Origin of the sequence: Hyphomicrobium sp. (genome assembly GCF_019744875.1) — a bacterium.
Classification (GTDB): Bacteria; Pseudomonadota; Alphaproteobacteria; order Rhizobiales; family Hyphomicrobiaceae; genus Hyphomicrobium_C.
Window position 1 is genome coordinate 82,886 of sequence record NZ_JAIETU010000005.1, and the last position, 18,790, is coordinate 101,675.

An 18,790-nucleotide genomic window follows, 5' to 3' on the forward strand; every position below is an offset into this window, starting at 1 on the left:
TTATGTCGCGACGATGACCAAGCGCCAGAGGTTCCTCGAGGCCGCGGGGAGCGGCTTGCGAGCGTGCTTAACGCTTGGCGAACGCGATGGGCCAAGGGCGGTGGCGGACCACAGCCCAAGCCCGAGCCGCGTTGCATGTGATCCCTGTTGCCTAGGCGTTGCATAGGCGTTGCATAGGCCGCAGCTCATCGCGCCGCGAAATCGGCGCGGCGGCATCATCGGCAATCCAGTATCGGCCTTCCCTCGACGGACGGTGCTAGGGCTGCGGCGGCGTGGGCGCGGCGGGCGCCGGTTCGGAAGGCGGCGTGGGTGCAGGCGTCGAGGTATCGGAAGCGGGAGCAGGCGTGGGCGCTGCGTCTTTAGCCACATCCGGCGCAGGCGTCAGTGCTGTGTACGCGATGACGGCCAAAGCGATGGCCGCGGCGATCGCAACAACGACTTTTGTGTCCATAGCGTTTCCTCCGTGTTTCCAAGCAACACGAGCGCCTTTCATATCACGCTTTGGTCGCACTCGCCACGAAGCGGCGCAAGGTCGCGAGCCCTTACGGAAAGGCTCGACGGCGGAGGTGACACAAGCCACAATGCGTTATCCGGTTCGTCCGGTGATCGTGATTGCTTCCAACCGCTTCCGAGATGGCGCCCATGGACTTCGACGCAACCTTTTTGGCGCGCATCCAGTTCGCCTTTACGGTCTCGTTTCACATCATTTTTCCGAGCTTCACGATCGGCCTCGCGGCGTTCATCGCGACGCTGCTGGTGCGCTGGCGCATGACCGGACACGACCACCTGCATCGCCTGGCGCGCTTCTGGACCAAGATTTTCGCCGTCAGCTTCGCCATGGGCGTCGTTTCCGGCATCGTGCTTTCGTATGAATTCGGAACGAACTGGAGCCGCTTTTCGGTCGTGGCGGGCAACGTCACAGGTCCGCTGCTCGGCTACGAGGTGCTGACCGCGTTCTTCCTCGAAGCATCCTTCCTCGGCATCATGCTGTTCGGCTGGAACCGCGTGTCGCCCAACTTGCACGTCACGGCGGCCGTGCTGGTGGCCATCGGCACGTCCATTTCGGCGTTCTGGATTCTGGCCGCCAACAGTTGGATGCAGACGCCGGCCGGACATGAGGTGCGCGACGGCATCGCCTACCCGGTGAGCTGGCTCGAGATCATCTTCAATCCGAGCTTCCCCTACCGCTTCTCGCACATGTTCACGGCCGCCTACCTGACGACCTCGCTCGTGGTGGCGGCGGTCGGCGCGCGCTATCTGCTGGCCGGCCGGTTCGTCGAAGAATCCAAGACGATGCTCCGCATGGGCATCGGCATGGTGGCGGTGCTGGCTCCGCTGCAGCTCGTGATCGGCGACGCGCACGGCCTCAACACGGCCAAGCACCAGCCGGTCAAGGTCGCCGCGATGGAAGCGCATTGGGACGGCAGCAAGCCGGCCGACCTCGTGCTGTTCGCCTGGCCCAACGAAGCCGAGGAGCGAAACGACTACGAAATCTCGATCCCGAACATCGCTAGCCTCATCATCACTCACGACGTGAACGGCCTGTTCAAGGGTCTGAAGGACTTCGCGCCGCAGGACCGGCCGCCCGTGAAGCCCGTGTTCTTCGCCTTCCGCGTCATGGTCGGCATCGGCATGCTCATGATCGCAGCCGGCCTCATCGGCGCGTTCCTGTGGTGGCGCGGGCTATTGTTCAATGCGCGCTGGTATCTCTGGCCGCTGTCTCTCGCTTGGCCTGCGGGCTTCATCGCGATCCTGGCCGGCTGGTGGGTGACGGAGACCGGGCGCCAACCGTGGCTCGTGTATGGAATTCTGCGCACCAAAGACGCGGCGTCGCCCGTTTCGGCGGAAGCGGTTCTGACCACGCTGGTCGCGTTCGTGATCGTCTACTCGATCGTCTTCTCGATGGGCATCTATTACATCAACCGGCTGATCGAGAAGGGACCGACGGGGGCCTCCGTCAAGCCGTCTGAAGGCGTACCGTCGCGACCGTTGTCGGCCGCCGAAGAAGCCGCGCACGAAGCAATCGACAAGAAGGGCTGAGGCATGGAGAGCTTGGAGGGCATGGCCTACTGGCTGCCGTTGATTTGGCTCGTCGTGCTCGGCGTGGCGGTGGCGCTTTACGTGGTGCTCGACGGGTTCGACCTCGGCATCGGCATTCTTTTTCCGGCGAGCCCGGAAGAAGCGCATCGCGACCAGATGATGAACTCGGTCGCGCCCTTCTGGGACGGTAACGAGACCTGGCTCGTGCTCGGCGGCGGCGGCCTGCTGGTCGCGTTCCCGCTGGCCTACGCAGTCCTCATGCCGGCCGTCTATCTGCCGGTCATGTTCATGCTGCTCGCGCTCGTGTTTCGCGGCGTGGCGTTCGAGTTCCGCTGGGTCGCGAAACCGCATCATCAGATGTGGGACATCGCATTCGCCGGCGGCTCCATCGTCGCGTCGTTCATGCAGGGGCTCATTCTCGGCGCGTTGCTCGAAGGCATCGAGGTGCGCGACGGGGCTTATGCGGGCGGCACGTTCGACTGGCTGTCGCCGTTCTCGCTGTTGACCGGCGTTGCGGTGGTGGGCGGCTATGCGCTGATCGGGGCGACCTGGCTCGTGATGAAGACCGACGGGCCGGTGCAGGCGAAGGCACGCGAGCAGGCGAAGTTTCTCCTGCCCGCCGTACTCCTTGCGCTGCTGATCGTCAGCCTCTGGACCCCGCTCGCCATTCCGCGCATCTACGAGCGCTGGTTCAGCCTGCCGAACTTCTTCCTGCTGGCGCCGGTGCCGCTGCTGACGGCTTATGCCGCCTGGTCGTGCTGGTCCGGGTTGCAGAGCGGCCACGACACGCGGCCGTTCGTTTCGACCATCGCGCTCTTTCTGCTTGGATTCCTGGGACTTGCCGTCTCGAACCTGCCGCTCGTCATCCCGCCGTCGCTGGACGTCTGGCAGGCGGCCGCGCATCCCTCGTCGCAGCTGTTCATGCTGATCGGCGTCTTGATCCTGGTGCCGGTCATTCTCGCCTACACTGTCTTCGTCTACTACACCTTCCGCGGGAAGGTGCGCGCCGGCGAAGGCTATCACTGACGACGAGCCGGCAGTTTTCGAGCGGGTTTCATCATGCGCTTCGAGCTTGCCAAGCTCACCGGGATGCGGCGCGGCCTCCTCATGGCGTGCGCGCTCGGCGCGGCCTCTGCGCCCGCGTTTGCCGACCCGCGCGGCAGCAGCCGCGTTGTGGCCGAGAACGGCAACATCGTCCTGATCTCAGGCAGCGTGCGCAAGGTGCTGACCGGCACGGGCCGCGACAGCGCTCCTTCGCTCACGCCCGATGGACAGTGGGTCGTGTTCACGCGCAGCGCCAAGCCGCCGCCCGATCCATCCGACGATGCGCTGACCGACTGCGCCTCCCTCTCGGGTTCGGACGAGCTGCGACAGGTGAAGACCGACGGCAGCGGAGACGTGCTTCTGCTGCAGGGGCGCACGGGATCTGAGCCGAGCCAGGCGCTCTGCGGCTTCCACAACAAGCAGTTCTCGTCCGATGGACGCACGATCTACTTCCTGTCGCCCGCGTGGGCGACGTCCTCGGGGCTGCATCTCTATTCGCGGGACTCGCAAACCGCGCGCTTCGTGATGCCCGCCAACGACTTCGTGGTGCTCTCCTGGTGCACCTCGGCCCTCAAGGACGCGATCATCGCCCAGCAACATCGCTACTTCAAATTCGGCGGCAGCTTCGACTGGTATTGGCTCTTCGACGCGAGCGGCAAGACGGAGCAAGGGCCGGTCGGCGAGTTCGACTCCGTCGACGCGATCAAAAACGATCTCGACGCCAGCGGCCAATGTCAGAGCTGATCCAACAGTTGACCGCGACCGGCGACGGGCCGTCCCGGACGCGCAAGGCCGTGCATTTCCTCTCGATCGCCCTCTTGATGGCGGTCACGTACTATGTCGCGGCACGCGTCGGCCTCGCCTTGCTGGACGACGCGGGCGTGGCCGTGTTCTGGCCCGCATCGGGCGTCGCCGTCGGCGCGCTGCTGGCGGGCGGGCGCCACAGCGTGGCCCCGATCGCCGTCGGGGTGGCCGTGGCCACCTTAGCGGCCAACATCACAGCGGGACGCTCGTATTTCCTGACCGCATCGTTCGCCATGGCAAATGTGGTCGAGTGCGTGACGGTGGCCTTGCTCGTGCACCGGGTTCTCGGGGCGCGGCTTCAGTTCGATAGCCTGCTGCGCGTGTTCGGCGTGTTTCAGGCGGCGATCATCGGCGCCGGCCTCGGAGGCGCGCTCGCCACGTTCGCGCTCTACCTCGCCGATCGCTCCTGGACGTCGTGGGCCGACGACTGGCATGTCTGGTTCCGCTCGGACCTGATCGGCATCATCGCACTGTCGCCGCTCATCGTCGGGATGCGCACGCTCTTCACCACGCCCGCGACGTGGCGCGACCACCTCGAGGGGATCGCGTTGACGGGCGTCGTCGTTGCGACCGCCTATGCCATCGGGCCCGGCGGCTCGCAGATATCGACCTCGGCGATCGATCTCCCCATCGCGCTCATCTTTCCGTCGTTGCTGCTGCTCGCGATCCGCCACCCCCTCACCTACTCGCCGATCGGCGCATCGGCGGTCGCGCTGGTGATTGTCGGGTCCGTCATTGCGGAACAGGGCGCGACGGGGGCACTGCACATTTTCAGCACGCAGCTCACAATAGTCTCGCTCACCGGATGCTCGCTCGCCCTCAGCGCGCTCATCGCCGAGCGCCGGGCGGCCGAGACCCGGCAAACGCTCATGGTTCGCGAACTCAATCACCGGGTGAAGAACGCACTGACCGTGGTGCAGGCCGTCGTGGAGCGGTCGCGCGAGAGCACGTCATCGCTCGGCGATTTCTACGTTGCGCTCGGAGGGCGCATCCGCTCGATGGCCCGCACGCATTCGCTCCTCAGCCGCGAACGCTGGCACGGGCTCGCGCTGGATGAACTGGTGGAAGCCGAGCTCGCGCCCTACCAGGCATTCGACGCGCAGATGGTGCGCGGACCGCGGGTCGTGCTCGGGCCTTCGCTGGCTCAGTCGGTCAATCTCGTGCTGCACGAGTTGTCCACCAACGCCGCGAAATACGGCGCCCTGTCGCAACCCGGCGGCAAGGTCAGCGTCGGCTGGGTGGTGGAGACGGCAGGACCCGACGAGAGCGACACGCTCGTCATAACCTGGAGAGAAACGTGCGCCTCGGCCCTCGGCGCCATCGGACCCGAGGGGTTCGGCCTTTCGACCATTCGCGAGCTGCTTCAGTATGAAACCGATGGAACGGTCGAGCTGACCTTCCCGCCGCCGGGCGCGCTGTGCATCATCCGGCTGCCGCTCTCAGAGCCCGGTCTTTCACTCACCTAGAGCGACATCGCCTGCAATCACGCAATGCTCTTGCCGGGCTGATTTCCCGTGAAGGCCGCGATCAGCGCCGAGATGCGGGCGTGGTCGAGCGGCTTGTTCATGCGGTCGATCGCGGCGCGATCCGCATCCGTCGGCAACGCGTCGTAAGCCGTTATGATGGCATACGGAATGTTGCGGGCGATCAGGACATCGACCAGCGGATCGGCGAAGTGATCCTTGAGGTTCATGTCGACGAGGGCCAGCGCGATCGGCTGCGTTTCGACGACCCGCAGCGCTTCTCGCACGGTCGGCACCGGGCCGATGGCGCGCGCACCGGCCTGCTCGACGATGCCCTTGAGGGAAAGCGCAACGTTCCAGGAATCTTCGACGATGAGTACGCCCACCACCGGTTTACCGGCACGCATCTCGCCGTTTCGCGGGATAACTGACATCGGTTCTTTCCGACCTCGTTCTCACCACTCAATGACTACGGTGTCATCAGTGTGAGGGGCAAGTTTATAATCGCCGTTCAATTCTTGCAACGTACGGGGTTGACGCAGCCCCTTCCGGACTGTGATAGCGTCACTCCATGACATCACATCCCATTCACGTCGTCGGTGGCGGACTTGCCGGCTCGGAAGCCGCTTGGCAGATCGCCGAGCGCGGACTGCCCGTCGTACTCCACGAAATGCGCCCTGTACGCACCACCGAGGCCCACAAGACCGACGGGCTGGCGGAGCTCGTGTGCTCAAATTCCTTCCGGTCCGACGACTGGGAGACCAACGCCGTCGGGCTGCTGCATGCGGAAATGCGGCGTGCGAACTCGCTCATCCTGGCGGCCGGCGACCGGCACAAGCTTCCGGCGGGCGGCGCGCTCGCCGTCGACCGCGACGCTTTTTCGGCCGAGGTCACGGCGCGGCTCACGTCGCATCCGCGCGTGACGATTGCGCGGGGCGAGATCGAAGGTCTGCCGCCTGAGGACTGGGACAACGTCGTGGTGGCGACCGGGCCGCTGACCTCGCCTGCGCTCAGCAGCGCTGTGCGGGCGCTCACGGGGGAAGCCGAGCTCGCCTTCTTCGACGCGATCGCACCCGTCGTGCACATCGAGACCGTCGACGAGACCATCGCGTGGCGCCAATCGCGCTACGACAAGGCGGGACCTGCGGGCACGGGCGCGGACTACATCAATTGCCCGTTCTCGAAGGACGAGTACGAAGCCTTCATCGACGCGCTGCTGGCCGGCGACAAAACCGTCTTCAAGCAGTGGGAAGCCGACACTCCCTACTTCAACGGCTGCCTGCCGGCCGAGGTGATGGCCGAGCGTGGGCGCGAAACGCTGCGGTTCGGCCCCATGAAGCCGGTCGGCCTCACGGACCCGCGTACGGGACGGCGGCCCTATGCCGTCGTGCAGCTCCGACAGGACAACGCGCTCGGCACGCTCTGGAACATCGTCGGCTTCCAAACGAAGCTCAAGCATGCCGAGCAGGTGCGCGTGTTCCGCATGATCCCGGGCCTCGGGCAGGCGGAATTTGCACGCCTCGGCGGGCTGCATCGCAACACGTTCCTCAACTCGCCGAAGCTGCTCGACACGGAGCTTCGGCTCAAGGCGCAGCCGCGCCTGCGTTTCGCCGGGCAGATCACCGGCGTCGAGGGCTACGTGGAAAGCGCGGCCATCGGGCTTCTGGCCGGGCGGTTCGCCGCTGCCGAGCGCCTCGGCGCCACGCTTGCGCCGCCGCCGGCCACGACGGCGCTCGGCGCGTTGCTCGCGCACATTACGGGCGGGCACCTTCTGGAAGCCGAGGCGAGCGGGGCGTCGTCCTTCCAGCCGATGAATATCAACTACGGCCTGTTGCCGCCGCTGGAGACAGCTCCGGCCGCCGGTTCCGATGGTCGCAAGCTCAAGGGCAAGGAGCGCGGGGCGGAGAAAAAGCGCATCATGTCGCGCCGCGCGCTGGCGGACTTCGACGGCTGGATCGAAACGACGGGGCGTGCGGAGGCTGCGAGCCGTGCAGTGGGGGCAGACGCCGCGAGCTAGGACCGCGATCCCAAGCGAGGCGACGCGTCGCGACCCAAGCCGATTGATCGCCGTCTCGCCGCGCTTATCTCCTAGGGCGTATCGGAGCCAAGTCGCGGGGACGCGACTTCGCTCACAGGCGCGCGACTTCGTCTTGAGCGGGCCGCGTCTTCCCGCAGAGCACGTGTTGCCGGAGGAGCACTTGGGCGACGCCGAAGCAAGGATCGTGAAAGTCGTCCCGAGCATCGGCGAAATCGCCGCTGCCGACTGGGATGCCTGCGCCAATCCGGACCCGGCGACGTACAATCCCTTTCTCGCGCATGCGTTTCTCAAGGCGCTGGAAGAGTCCGGCGCGGTCGGAGCCGGGACAGGGTGGACGCCGTATCACCTCGTTATCGAGGGCGTGGACGGCGCGATTTCCGGCGTAATGCCGCTGTACGGCAAGACCCACAGCCAAGGCGAATACGTGTTCGATCATGCCTGGGCCGATGCGCTGCATCGCGCCGGGGGCCGATACTATCCAAAGCTGCAGGGCGCCGTGCCGTTCACGCCCGTTCCCGGCCGCCGCATCCTGGCCCGGCCGGGGCCGCAGCAGCAGGAAACGGAGCGCCTGCTGGCACTCGCCACGCGCGCGGTCGCATCCCGCATCGATGCCTCGTCCGTGCACATCACCTTTCTCACCGAAGGCGAATGGCAGCGCCTTGCGGGCGAGGGCTTTCTGCAGCGCACCGGCCAGCAGTTCCACTGGCGCAACGCCGGCTATCGCTCGTTCGATGATTTTCTGGCGACGCTCGCCTCGCGCAAGCGCAAGGCGATCCGCAAGGAGCGGGCCGAGGCGCATTCGTCCGTCGAGATCTTCAGCGTCACCGGACCCGACATCACGGAGACGCACTGGGATGCGTTCTTCGCGTTCTACCTCGACACCGGATCGCGCAAGTGGGGGCGTCCATACCTCAACCGCGCGTTCTTCTCGCAGCTCGGGGCCGCAATGGCGGACCGGTGCCTGCTCGTGTTCGCGCGTGAGGGCGATGCTCTCGTGGCGGGGGCCCTGCACCTGATCGGCGGCGATTGCCTTTACGGCCGCTACTGGGGCTCAACGTCCTATCATCCGGCGCTGCATTTCGAGCTCTGCTACTACCAAGCCATCGAATATGCGATCGCGCACGGGCTGGCGCGGGCGGAGGCCGGCGCACAGGGCGAGCACAAGCTGGCGCGCGGCTATCTTCCGGAGACGACGTATTCGCTGCACTGGCTGGCCAATCCGAGCCTGGAAGCGGCCGTGGCGCGCTATCTCGCCGACGAGCGCGATCAGGTCGAGGAGGTCAACGAGCTTCTGCGCGAGCATGGGCCGTTCCGTAAGGACGGCGGCTCGACGGGCGAGACCTAGGGGCTTGCGGCGCATCGCCCGCGATGCTCTTAAGGGGCAGCGTTTCCTTCCAAGAGAGCATGCGCACCATGGCCTACGATACCAACAACGTCTTCGCGAAGATCCTTCGCGGTGAAATTCCGGCTCACAAGGTGCTGGAGGACGACGACGTCGTCGTGTTCATGGATGTGATGCCGCAAGCGCCGGGCCACGTGCTCGTGGTGCCGAAGGCCGCCTCTCGCAACCTGCTCGATGCCGGAGACGCGGCGCTCGCAAAACTGCTGCCCGTGGCCGCCAAGGTCGCGCGCGCCGTGAAGACCGCGTTCGCCGCCGACGGCGTCAGCGTCTTCCAGTACAACGAGCCTGCGGGCGGCCAGAGCGTCTTTCATCTGCACATTCACGTCGTGCCGCGCCACGAGGGCGTGCCGCTCAAGCCGCACACGGGCGGCATGGAAGACGGAGCGGTGCTCGCCGCGAACGCCGCGAAGATCAGGGCGGCGCTCGCCGGCTGATCAGCGGATCGGAGAGAGCTTGTCGCGAACGGGGGCAGCGGGTGCGTGCTTTTCGGGCGCGGCCGCCGGTACGACCGATGCCGACCAGGCCGACGCTTCTTCCCGCATGTCCACGGCTGCGGTTTTGTCGTAGCAGCCGGCGATGCAGGCGAGGTTGCTTTCCTCGACATCGCCCGGCTTTGCACCCGCCCCAGACGACGTGGGAACCATCTCGCCCTGCGTGATGGCCTTTTCGCGTTCGGTCTCGCGGCGCGCGAAGACGATTTCGGGTGTCTGGCCGACGGGGCAGCCGGCCTCGCAAACCACGACATCAAATCCCGGATGTGCGGCGGCAAGCGGGTGCTGCTTTGCTGCGCCCTTCTTTTCCGCTTCGATCACGCTCTCGGCTCGGCGCGTATAGTAATCGGCGGTCGCGGCAGCGCCGGGCGGAGACGCGGCAGAGCCGGCGGGAGACGCGGTGTCTTCCGCCGCGCTGGCCGGCGCGATGCCGCCTGCAAGCAGGGCCACGCTCAAGATCACTCCGCCAATGCTGAGGCCACGCATGTCACGCTCCGCTGGGCAACAGTTTCCACGATGGGGCACTGTCGCAAGGCGGGGTTAACGAATTGCTGCGGCCCCAGTTTACGGCGTCTTGGCCGGATACCTCCAGTAGGCGCCCCGGTCTGTTGCTACCTCATCGAGCAACGGCGTGCGCAGCTTGGGCGGCCGCGTGCCCGTCGCAATCAGCGCGCCGATATCGGTCAGGAGCGCGTTGTTTTCCGCATACCCCGAGTGGTTGAGGCTGAAGCTGTCCGTGCTTGCCGCCGATACGTCGATCGTGTCGATGCCCGGCAGAACGAGCGGTCCCGTCGACGGCACGTCGCCTGCGCGCGGAATGCCGCCGTAGAAGTTGCGCGACACGCGCAGCGCCCGGTCGTTGCCGGCGGCGTAGAGCGTGATGCCGTTCGCCAGGCCTTGGATTTCCGAGACGATGTTCTCGAAATTGTCGCGGTCTACGTCAGGCGCGGCGAGAACGATCTGGCTGATCTGCACATGGTCCGGCTTCGAGCGGCGCAGATCGCGCAGCACCTGGAGCGCCGGCTGGTTGCCCATGCTGTGCGCGATGATGCTGACCGACTTCGCGCCGGATTTGTTGATCACCATCTCCATGAACTTCTTCAGGTACGGCTCTGACTGCCCCGAGCTTTCGCGGTCGTAGGTGTAGCTCGCAAGGCCGCCGCCCGAAGGCCAGCTGTAGGCGAACGGCGCGCCGTCGAACTTGAGGTCGTAGGCGATCTGGGCCGTGCGGTAGAGCGCGTAGTCGAAGGTCGTGTTGTAGCCGTGGATGAAAATGAAGGCGTGATCCTTGTAGCGCTGCGACGCGGCCAACCGCTCGCGCACCTGCGCCAGAAGCTCGTCCTCCGTCATCGCCTTGATCTCCTTCATCGTGAAGTGGCGATCGGGGTCTTCTGCCTCCTGGTAGAGCGTGATGTTGAACACCTTGATGGCCCACGGGCGCTCGACGTTCGGCACCTTGTGCGCCTTCGGCACCGTTACCAGCGCGCGGCCCAGCTCGAGGCGGCGGCCGCGCTCACTGCCGTAATCGAGGCGGTTCTCGTTCGGCGCCTGCGTGCGGTCCGTGCCGTAATAGACCGGGACGACGTCCCATTCGCCCTGCTCGGACTTGGCCGCATCGGCGGGCACGCCGCCGGCAGGCGGAGGCGGCGACGGCATCGGGGGTGGCGCGCCCTGGCCTGCGCCGAGCGGTGGGCCGGAGCCGCCGACAGGATCCGGGCCTGCCGGTGGCGGGGAGCCGCCAGCCGGGGGCTGCTCTGCGCCGGCAGAGGGGGGACGGGCGTAAGCACGCGGGCGGGGCGCAGAGGATCCATTTGCGCCGTGATCGTCGGAGCCCGCGCCTGGCGCAGGAGCGCCCGGTGCGGGAGAAGTCGGTGCTGGAGAACTGGGTACTGGCGCGCTCGGCGCTGGCGACGTGGGTGCTGACGAACCGGGCTCAAGCTCTTCGGGTGCGGACTCGGCGGCCGGAGACTCGGCGGGCGCGGGCTCTGCGGGCTTCGGCGCGGAACTGACGCCATCGGATGGCGTTTTGCTTTCCGTGGAAGGCGGTGTTGCGCCAGACGAATTTTCCGGTGCGTTCGCCTTCTGTGGCGCCTCGCCGCACGAGGCCAGAGCGAGGGCGAAAAAGCAAAGCACCCCAATGCCTATTTTGCGCAAATACGCCTCCCCACACGCCGATGCCATAGAATGCCATTGAAGGATCATAGTCGGGTGCCCACCTGCCTACAGACGGACCGCCTCATGTGGCGGAGCGTAAGACCGATCCAATACGAGATCAATGTGAACACACTGGCCTCCCCAATCCGCGGGTGGCCATTCAATTGATCATTTCCTGAGGCCAGATGCGGCGGCGAGACACTATCCTTTTGACGGGGTTCGGCCCGTTTCCTGGCGTCGAAGAAAACGCCAGCGAGCGGTTCGTGGCCAAGCTCGCGCATCTCGCAGCGCGCCGCTTCAGTGCGCATCGGGTCGTGGCGCGCATCCTGCCCACCGAATGGGAACGGGGACCCGCACGGCTGGCGACGCTCTATCAGCGCGAGCGCCCGAAGCTGGTTTTGCATTTCGGCGTTTCCGCCAACGCGACCGCGTATGTGGTCGAGACCACCGCCCGCAATGCCTGCTCGCTTTCCGAGGACGCGGTCGGCGCCGTACCGGCGGGCCGCCTGCTCGAGCCCAATGGTCCGGACCGGCGCGACGTGCCGCTTCCAGCCGCCGATATCGTGGCGCGCCTGACAGCACTCAAAATACCGGCGACCACATCGGACGACGCCGGATCCTACCTGTGCAACGCCGTTCTCTATCGCTCGCTCGAACTCGCCGAGGAGCAGGAGATCGACGGCGTCGGGTTTTTCCATATTCCGCGCGTGATCCCGCCCGCGCTCCTGAAATCGAAGGTGGAACGGCGCGAGATGCGCTTCGACTGGGGCTCGGCGCTGCTTGGCGGGCTCGAGATCGTGCGCACCTGCCTCGGCCGTCCGCCACCCTCCCGGCGACACGTTAAGTTCCTTTAACTCCCATCCGGCATGATGCGCCCCTGGAGGCCACCATGCCGCTCGACCGCCGCACCCTGCTCTCGACTGGACTCGCATCCGCCGGCCTCGCAACGGCTGCTGCGGCGGCCGGTCCGCGCGCGCGGGACGAGACGGCGACCGCAGCTTTTCAGCCCGTTTTCGCGCCCGATGGCGACGGCGACCAGACCGCTCGTCTGCAGTCCGCAATCGACGACGCCGCCCGGCGCGGCACGCCCCTCACGCTTGCCGCAGGGCTTTTCCGCGTCGGCCACATCAAGCTTCGGCCCAACTTGCGGTTGATCGGCGCGGCGCGCCAGTCGGTGCTCGAATTCACGGGCGGCGCCGCCTTCCTCACGGGAGAGGAAGCACCGGGGCTGCGCCTCGAAGGCCTCGTCATTGACGGCAGCCTGCTCGGCATGGATGCGGGGCTCGGCACCGGCCTGATCTCGCTCTCCGACAGCGACGGCATTTCGCTCGTCGATCTCGACGTGCGGCGCGGCCTCATGAACGGCATCGCGCTCACGCACTGCTCGGGCCGGATCGGCGATTGCGACGTGCGGGACATGTCGCAGGCGGGGATCTTCAGCCTCGATGCGCGCGGCCTCGACATCGCCCACAACGCCGTCATGGATTGCGGCAACAACGGCATCCAGGTCTGGCGCAGCGCGGCCGGCGAGGACGGCACGACGGTGGTCTCGAACCGGATCTCGCGGATCGCGGCCAAGGCCGGCGGCAGCGGCCAGAACGGGAACGGCATCAACGTGTTCCGGGCCGGCGGGGTGCTCGCGGCGTCAAACCGCATCGAGGACTGCGCCTATTCCGCCATTCGGGGCAACAGCGCGGAGAACATTCAGATGGTGGGCAACGCCTGCCGGAAGCTGGGCGAAGTGGCGCTCTACGCCGAGTTCTCGTTCGCGGGCGCGCTGATCGCGACCAACGTCATCGACGAAGCCGCCAACGGCATCGCCGTGACCAACTTCAACGAAGGCGGGCGGCTCGCGGTGGTGCAGGGCAATCTGGTCCGCAATCTGTTCCGCCGCGAACAGGAGCCTGTCGACAAGCGCGGCATCGGAATCGGCATCGAGGCGGACGCGGCGGTGAGCGGCAACGTGGTGGAAGATGCTCCGACGGCCGGTATCTCGGCGGGATGGGGACCCTACCTGCGCGACGTCGCGATCACCGGCAATCTCATTCGCAAGGCGGGGATCGGCATCATGGTATCGTCGGACCCGAAAGCGGGCGCGTGCCTGATCAGCCAGAACATGATTTCGAACACGCGCGACGGCGCCATTCGCGCCATGGACCACGGACAGGCGCACGGGCCGGATCTTGCGTCTGCCGAGGTGCCGGCCGGAAGCCGCCTCGCGATCAGCGGAAATCTCGCCGTTTAGCTCTTTTTTTTCGTGCTTCTTATCGGACACGGTGGCTTGCCTGGCTCCGCCATGACCGGTTCCCACTTTTCCGGAAGCACTCTGCTTGTCGTGTTTCTAATCGGAAAACCGGTTCCCACTTTTCCGGAAGCACTCTACGGCGCGGGCGGCGGCGGCGTTGCGCTGATCAGCTTCAGCAGCTCGCTGTCCTTGGAGATCTGGCCGGTGTCGCGGCACTCGTCCTTGGCTTCCTGCGTGCACTCGACCGTGACGGTGTACGGCACGCCGAAGCGCATGATCGTGTATTCGGCCAAGAGGCCTTCTTCGCCGCCCTCATTGCGGTCGTCGAACACGTTTACGGCCGGGCCGGCCGCCGGGGCCGCGCCGGGGCTCTTGTTCTCGTAGAGCGGCAGTTGCTCGGGCGTGAATTCGTGCTGCACGCGAAGGTCGGCCGAGACCGAGACCGTCACGTCGCCGTAGCGCTCGACAATCTGATACCAGACGGGATTTTCCTCATCGACGACGACATCGCGCTCCGTCGCCGGGCGCGGCCCGAGCCGGAACGTGCTTTCGACCACGCCGGGCGTCGCCCCGAAGGCGAGCACGGGCAGCTTCAGCTTGGAGAGTTTGTCGTCTTCCGTAGGCCCGAGCGAGCGCGCGGACCCGCCCGCATTGGCCGAGACGAAGCTCTTGATTTCAGGATCGGACCATTGCACCGCGATCAATTTGTCGTTGGCGGAGGCAGACGACGTCACGCCGAGGCACACCACGAGCGCGGCGCACACGCTCGGGGCGGCGCGCGAAACCGGACGCGACAAACGATTGATCGGCATGCGAACACATCCTTGTTTTATCAACCGAAGTCGTTTTACCGACCGAACGCGCGCGCTTTATGGCGCTGACCTGCAATTGGGCTGGCCGCACGCGGCAGCGACCTTACCCGGCGGTGGCGTTTGCGATCAAGTCCATCCCTGTGAAGCGTCTCCCACTTGCCACGCACGCGCACTTCGTCGGCTGCTGCCGGTTGAATGCCTACGCCGCAAAGAGTATTCGCTTGGGACCACGCTCCCCGGGGGGAGCGCCGCAATCTCCTGCACGCTGGTTCGCGCACGCGCGCGATTTGGCGGACACAGGGCGGATTGCGGTCTGAGTTGTGCGTGGAGTGCCCAATGGCCTGGCGAATTTTCCGGACCGTGCTCGTCGGCGCCGTCGTGTCGGCCGCACTGCTGATTGCATTCCCGCCCACTGGCCTTCTCAAAGACCAGCTTGCCGCGACCATCGGATCCGCCATCGGACGCAAGGTCACGATCGGCGACCTGCGGCTCAGCGTGCCGCTGAAGCTCGAAAAGCCGCGGCTCGATGTCGAGCTGCATAACGTGACCGTCGCCAACCCCGAGGGGATGCCCGTCCGCGACCTGTTCACGGGACAGATCATCACGACGACGGTCGAATTGCTGCCGCTGATCAAAGGCCGCGTCCGCATGGAGGCGCTGGCCTTCGTCCAGCCTGCCCTCGCGCTCGAGGAAGACGCGGCGGGCAACCGCAACTGGGTGTTTGCCGCCACGAGCGCGCCGGCCGCGGCGGCAGCCGCGCCCACGGAAGCTGCGCAGTCCACCCCTGCGCCCACGACCTCCGCACCGGCCGCCGACTTCACGCTGCCGCCGGCGATCACGATCGATACCGGGGCGGTCTCCTACCAAAGCGCGCTGACGGGATCGAAGGCAGCCGCAAGCGCCATCACCTCGGTGCAGACGCTCGATGCAATCTCGGGCGCCGTCACGTCGAAGGGCCAGCTCACGGCCGGAGGCGAAACCGTCGCGTTCGACGTCGCGCTCGGCGACTACACGGCGTTGACGAGCGTCAAGACGACCACGCTTGTGGCGCGGATGGACGCGCGCCCGCTCACGGCCAGCGTTTCTGGCGATGCTTCTTTTTCCACCACGGCCGAGTTCAAGGGCAACGTGGTGGCATCGACGCCGTCTCTCGTGGGACTTGCGCAGTGGGCCGGAGCGGATGCCGCCGCTTCGGGCGAGCCGCTCAGGACGTCGCTCGAAGGCAAGATCGCGGCTGCGGGCGACGTCATCGCCTTCACCGAGACGGACGTGATGGTCAACACGACCAGCGGGCGTTTCGACGGCACGCTCGATCTCGCGGGCGAGCGCCCGAAGATCTCCGGTGCGGTTTCGAGCGAGCACGTCGACCTCAGGCGCCTGACAGGGGCCACGCCGCGTGCGTCGCTTGCGCCGGAAGCGATCCAGGAGGATTTCGAGCCGCTGGTCAAACCGTCGTGGGAGCAACTGCTCAACGACCTCAACACGCTCGAAAGCGGCCCGCAGGCCGCGGCTGTCGCGCAAGCGGCGCCGACCGCCGCCGTCAGCTCGGCAAGCGGCTGGAGCGACCAGCCGTTCAATCTCAAATCGCTGCGTTCAGTGGACATGGATGTCGAGATCCGCGCCGCCCAGATTTCCTACGGACAGCTCGATCTCAAGCAGGGGCGCGTCAAGGCCGGTCTGGTCGACGGCGTGCTCGATGCCACCATCGAAGAGCTGGCGGTCGGTGACGGCTCGGCCAAGGGCACGGTCAACGTCGACAGCCGCGCATCGCCGCCGCGCGCGAAAGTGGCGCTCAATCTCTCGAAGGTCGCCGCAGAGCCGATCGTGACGGAGCTGACCGGCAAGCCGCTGCTCTCTGGCACCTCGGATGTGGTGATCAACGCCACGGCGGCCGGCCAGAACCAGGCGCAGCTCGCCTCGACGCTGGACGGCAAGGCGCATTTCCAGATGGGCCGCGGCGCGCTGCGCGGTTTCGACGTGCGGCGCATGATCTTCGAGTGGTGGAAGAGCTGGAAGTTCGATCTCGCCATGAAGACGGGATTCGAGCGGCTGGATGCCCAATACGACATCAAGAAGGGCATCATGCGCAGCGAGCCCGGCTTCTCGATGGGCGGGCCCGAGGTCGAGATCAACTCCACCGGCTCGGTGAACGTGCCGGCGCGCAAGCTCAACCAGGAAATCCGCGTCAAAGCCATTCCGCCGCCGACGGCGTTTCCGATCCCCGTGCGCATTTCGGGCGACTGGGCCAAGCCGTCCGTCGGGATCGACTGGGGCGGGCTCTTTTCGTCGTCGCCGGGATTGGGCGGGCCGCAGGCGCTGGCCGCCTCGCCCGAGCCGCCGCCCGCAAACGTCCAGGCGGCGATCCGGCGCGTGCTCGCGGCCGATCTTCCGCCGGACCGTCTGTCACCGGATGCTCGGCAAATGCTCCAATCTCTGCTGCCTCCCGAGGAAGCAGCGCCCGAAAGTGGAACTCCGGAGGGTGGCACGCCTTAGTTTCGTCGTGCTTGTTGTCGGACACTGTTAAACCGCATGGCTCCGCGATGACCGGGTTCTCTTGATTGTGATTTAGTCTTTGACGGTCCACTGCATTTTTTAGTTTGGCGAGCATTTTCGGCGCACCGGTTGCACCCGCGGTTGCGTTGCCAGGACCGGACTGTTTGGGGCATAGTCGGCCGGGGATCCGGATGCGTGTTTCGGCATTGGGAACGGGGGATGTCGCGTGAGAGTGGTTCGTAGGTTTGCGTTGTGGGCCGTTCCCGCATGCGCGGGACTTCTCCTTTTCATTCCAGTCCGCGCACCGGCGGAAGTCGCCGTTCCTCCGACGCCGCGCTCGATCGAAATGGCGACACGCGCCCTCGTGGGCCGCGATCCAACAACGTATGCGTTGGCGCAGAGCCTCGCGGGTGCTCGGACAGGCGGCGGTTTCGGCGTGATGCGCGCCGATGACGGGTCCTGCTACGGGCGCGACGACAGCGGCAGCCTGGTGCACCTCGCGCGCTGCAGCCTGCTGCCGCCGGAAGGCACTCCGCCTACTCCAACACCGACACCGACACCCACGCCGACACCGCCCGAGACCGGTGAAGGCCCGGTCACGCCGCCGACGCCCGGCGAGCCGCCCGCGCCGACGCCGACCGAAAAAGCAGGCTTCGCCTACTACCCGCCCGGATCGCTTTTCGAACGCGACCAGGGGCGCGGGCGCGTCGACCGTTTCGTCTACATGCCGGATATGCTGTTCCCGCTGAAGCTCGCCGAGGGCCAGTATCCGCACATGAACTCCCAGATCTGGGGTTACGGCGGCGGCGGCTGGAACGGCAAGGGCGCGGCCGGCGGCAGCGACAGCGATCCGCGCAACTACGATCCCATGAAGCAGCGCGACAACTATTGCGAAGTGCGCGGCTGGGACATGCCGATGTGCCCGGGCGGCGCAGGCCACCAGGGACAGGACATCCGCCCGCCCTCCTACAAGGACAATTTCTGGGAAGCCGTCGCCGCAGCCGATGGTCAGATCGTCAACGTGACGAGCAACACCACCGTGCAGCTCAAAGCGACCGACGGCACGGATTACTACTACCTCCACATGCACCCCAAATCGATCACCGTGAAGACGGGGGCGAAGGTCAAGAAGGGCCAGGTTCTGGGCCGCGTGTCGCGCTACATGGGCGGCAAAATCGCGACCAGCCTGCATCTGCATTTGCAGGTGCGCCAGCGCGTGAAGGTCGGCGACAAGACGCTGCAGGTTTATGTGCCGACGTTCACGTCGCTCATCGCCGCGTTGCGCCGCTCCAAGGGGATCGACGGGGGGATCGACGCGTCCGGCAATCTGATCGTCGATGCCGGTCTCGAGATCGGCGCGCCGAAGCCGCCGCCCACGCCGCCCACTCCGGCGCCGGAACCCAAACCTGCGCCGACACCCACGCCGCCTCCGGCTCCGGCGCCCGAGCCCGCACCTGCGCCGCAGCCAGAGCCCGCGCCGCAACCGACGCCCGAGCCGCCTGCTCCGCAGCCCGAGCCGGAACCGGCGCCCGCACCGGAACCTGCGCCTCAGCCGGAACCGCCCGCGCCTGCGCCAGAACCGAAGCCGGAACCTGCTCCGACGCCTACACCTGCGCCAGAGCCCGCTCCCGCGCCCACACCTGCGCCTTCACCTGCTCCCACGCCGGAACCGAAGCCTGCGCCGACGCCGGCTCCGACACCTGCACCTGCTCCCGGTCCTGAAAAGGGCTGGTGGCAGTCGACCAAGGACAACTGGAATTCCTGGTGGAACTGGGCCACGGGGCCCTGATCCACGACGATGCCG

Annotated in this window: 16 protein-coding genes; 11 read left to right on the forward strand and 5 right to left on the reverse strand. The window is 66.5% G+C overall.

The features are described 5' to 3' along the window. Nucleotides 1–256: 256 nt before the first annotated feature. Nucleotides 257–451 (reverse strand): hypothetical protein, encoded by a 195-nt coding sequence (locus tag K2Y42_RS10520; RefSeq protein WP_291152039.1) that lies wholly within the window; start codon nt 449–451, stop codon nt 257–259. A gap of 191 nt (nt 452–642) precedes the next feature. Between K2Y42_RS10520 and K2Y42_RS10525 the strand changes: the two genes are divergently transcribed. The 4 genes from K2Y42_RS10525 to K2Y42_RS10540 are packed head-to-tail and all read left to right on the forward strand — an operon-like array spanning nt 643 to nt 5,354. Then, the gene (locus K2Y42_RS10525) at nt 643–2,040 is read left to right on the forward strand and encodes a cytochrome ubiquinol oxidase subunit I (protein ID WP_291152042.1); all 1,398 of its coding nucleotides are present in this window, start codon (nt 643–645) and stop codon (nt 2,038–2,040) included. A gap of 3 nt (nt 2,041–2,043) precedes the next feature. Further along, nucleotides 2,044–3,066: a cytochrome d ubiquinol oxidase subunit II gene (gene cydB, locus K2Y42_RS10530; protein ID WP_291152045.1), complete on the forward strand. Its 1,023-nt coding sequence runs from the start codon at nt 2,044–2,046 to the stop codon at nt 3,064–3,066. 33 nt (nt 3,067–3,099) lie between these two features. Continuing rightward, nucleotides 3,100–3,828 (forward strand): hypothetical protein, encoded by a 729-nt coding sequence (locus K2Y42_RS10535; protein WP_291152047.1) that lies wholly within the window; start codon nt 3,100–3,102, stop codon nt 3,826–3,828. Beyond that, entirely contained in the window at nt 3,816–5,354 is a 1,539-nt protein-coding gene (locus tag K2Y42_RS10540) for an HWE histidine kinase domain-containing protein (protein ID WP_291152048.1), read from the forward strand. Before K2Y42_RS10535 ends, K2Y42_RS10540 begins: the two co-directional genes overlap by 13 nt. A gap of 17 nt (nt 5,355–5,371) precedes the next feature. Here the strand turns inward: K2Y42_RS10540 and K2Y42_RS10545 are convergent, their stop codons facing one another. After that, a complete protein-coding gene (locus K2Y42_RS10545) occupies nt 5,372–5,785 on the reverse strand; it encodes a response regulator (RefSeq protein ID WP_291152051.1) in 414 nt (137 codons plus the stop codon). Nucleotides 5,786–5,922: 137 nt separating this feature from the next. Here K2Y42_RS10545 and trmFO point away from each other — a divergent pair, with 137 nt between their 5' ends. The 3 genes from trmFO to K2Y42_RS10560 all read left to right on the forward strand — a co-directional run bounded on the left by trmFO (nt 5,923) and on the right by K2Y42_RS10560 (nt 9,225). Next, nucleotides 5,923–7,368, forward strand: a complete 1,446-nt coding sequence (gene trmFO, locus K2Y42_RS10550; RefSeq protein ID WP_291152054.1) for a methylenetetrahydrofolate--tRNA-(uracil(54)-C(5))-methyltransferase (FADH(2)-oxidizing) TrmFO — start codon at nt 5,923–5,925, stop codon at nt 7,366–7,368. A gap of 181 nt (nt 7,369–7,549) precedes the next feature. Next, on the forward strand, nt 7,550–8,734 hold the full coding sequence (locus K2Y42_RS10555) for a GNAT family N-acetyltransferase (RefSeq protein ID WP_291152058.1): 1,185 nt from the start codon (nt 7,550–7,552) through the stop codon (nt 8,732–8,734). A gap of 59 nt (nt 8,735–8,793) precedes the next feature. Next, entirely contained in the window at nt 8,794–9,225 is a 432-nt protein-coding gene (locus tag K2Y42_RS10560) for an HIT family protein (protein WP_291152060.1), read from the forward strand. Here the strand turns inward: K2Y42_RS10560 and K2Y42_RS10565 are convergent, their stop codons facing one another. Beyond that, a complete protein-coding gene (locus tag K2Y42_RS10565; protein ID WP_291152063.1) occupies nt 9,226–9,768 on the reverse strand; it encodes a hypothetical protein in 543 nt (180 codons plus the stop codon). It abuts the gene before it with no gap. Nucleotides 9,769–9,846: 78 nt separating this feature from the next. Further along, complete coding sequence (locus K2Y42_RS10570) at nt 9,847–10,938, reverse strand: alpha/beta hydrolase (RefSeq protein WP_291152066.1); 1,092 nt, start codon at nt 10,936–10,938, stop codon at nt 9,847–9,849. Between the two features lie 683 nt (nt 10,939–11,621). Between K2Y42_RS10570 and K2Y42_RS10575 the strand changes: the two genes are divergently transcribed. Together K2Y42_RS10575 and K2Y42_RS10580 are read left to right on the forward strand one after the other, a co-directional pair. After that, on the forward strand, nt 11,622–12,290 hold the full coding sequence (locus K2Y42_RS10575) for a pyroglutamyl-peptidase I (RefSeq protein WP_291152068.1): 669 nt from the start codon (nt 11,622–11,624) through the stop codon (nt 12,288–12,290). A gap of 35 nt (nt 12,291–12,325) precedes the next feature. Next, the gene (locus K2Y42_RS10580; RefSeq protein ID WP_291152069.1) at nt 12,326–13,681 is read left to right on the forward strand and encodes a TIGR03808 family TAT-translocated repetitive protein; all 1,356 of its coding nucleotides are present in this window, start codon (nt 12,326–12,328) and stop codon (nt 13,679–13,681) included. Between the two features lie 134 nt (nt 13,682–13,815). On the opposite strand, the gene K2Y42_RS10585 is transcribed toward K2Y42_RS10580, so the two are convergent. Then, on the reverse strand, nt 13,816–14,493 hold the full coding sequence (locus tag K2Y42_RS10585; protein ID WP_291152072.1) for a hypothetical protein: 678 nt from the start codon (nt 14,491–14,493) through the stop codon (nt 13,816–13,818). 336 nt (nt 14,494–14,829) lie between these two features. Between K2Y42_RS10585 and K2Y42_RS10590 the strand changes: the two genes are divergently transcribed. Both K2Y42_RS10590 and K2Y42_RS10595 read left to right on the forward strand, forming a co-directional pair. Continuing rightward, nucleotides 14,830–16,986, forward strand: a complete 2,157-nt coding sequence (locus tag K2Y42_RS10590) for an AsmA family protein (RefSeq protein WP_291152075.1) — start codon at nt 14,830–14,832, stop codon at nt 16,984–16,986. Nucleotides 16,987–17,212: 226 nt separating this feature from the next. Beyond that, entirely contained in the window at nt 17,213–18,775 is a 1,563-nt protein-coding gene (locus tag K2Y42_RS10595; RefSeq protein WP_291152077.1) for a M23 family metallopeptidase, read from the forward strand. Nucleotides 18,776–18,790 lie beyond the last annotated feature (15 nt).

What these genes read in the sequence shown, in the direction of transcription:
- trmFO (WP_291152054.1), top strand. Translation starts at nt 5,923, where the DNA reads ATGACATCACATCCCATTCACGTCGTCGGTGGCGGACTTGCCGGCTCG.
- K2Y42_RS10565 (WP_291152063.1), bottom strand. Translation starts at nt 9,768, where the DNA reads ATGCGTGGCCTCAGCATTGGCGGAGTGATCTTGAGCGTGGCCCTGCTT.
- K2Y42_RS10560 (WP_291152060.1), top strand. Translation starts at nt 8,794, where the DNA reads ATGCGCACCATGGCCTACGATACCAACAACGTCTTCGCGAAGATCCTT.
- K2Y42_RS10585 (WP_291152072.1), bottom strand. Translation starts at nt 14,493, where the DNA reads ATGCCGATCAATCGTTTGTCGCGTCCGGTTTCGCGCGCCGCCCCGAGC.
- K2Y42_RS10545 (WP_291152051.1), bottom strand. Translation starts at nt 5,785, where the DNA reads ATGTCAGTTATCCCGCGAAACGGCGAGATGCGTGCCGGTAAACCGGTG.
- K2Y42_RS10590 (WP_291152075.1), top strand. Translation starts at nt 14,830, where the DNA reads ATGGCCTGGCGAATTTTCCGGACCGTGCTCGTCGGCGCCGTCGTGTCG.
- K2Y42_RS10575 (WP_291152068.1), top strand. Translation starts at nt 11,622, where the DNA reads ATGCGGCGGCGAGACACTATCCTTTTGACGGGGTTCGGCCCGTTTCCT.
- K2Y42_RS10535 (WP_291152047.1), top strand. Translation starts at nt 3,100, where the DNA reads ATGCGCTTCGAGCTTGCCAAGCTCACCGGGATGCGGCGCGGCCTCCTC.
- cydB (WP_291152045.1), top strand. Translation starts at nt 2,044, where the DNA reads ATGGAGAGCTTGGAGGGCATGGCCTACTGGCTGCCGTTGATTTGGCTC.
- K2Y42_RS10570 (WP_291152066.1), bottom strand. Translation starts at nt 10,938, where the DNA reads ATGCCGTCGCCGCCTCCGCCTGCCGGCGGCGTGCCCGCCGATGCGGCC.
- K2Y42_RS10540 (WP_291152048.1), top strand. Translation starts at nt 3,816, where the DNA reads ATGTCAGAGCTGATCCAACAGTTGACCGCGACCGGCGACGGGCCGTCC.
- K2Y42_RS10520 (WP_291152039.1), bottom strand. Translation starts at nt 451, where the DNA reads ATGGACACAAAAGTCGTTGTTGCGATCGCCGCGGCCATCGCTTTGGCC.
- K2Y42_RS10525 (WP_291152042.1), top strand. Translation starts at nt 643, where the DNA reads ATGGACTTCGACGCAACCTTTTTGGCGCGCATCCAGTTCGCCTTTACG.
- K2Y42_RS10580 (WP_291152069.1), top strand. Translation starts at nt 12,326, where the DNA reads ATGCCGCTCGACCGCCGCACCCTGCTCTCGACTGGACTCGCATCCGCC.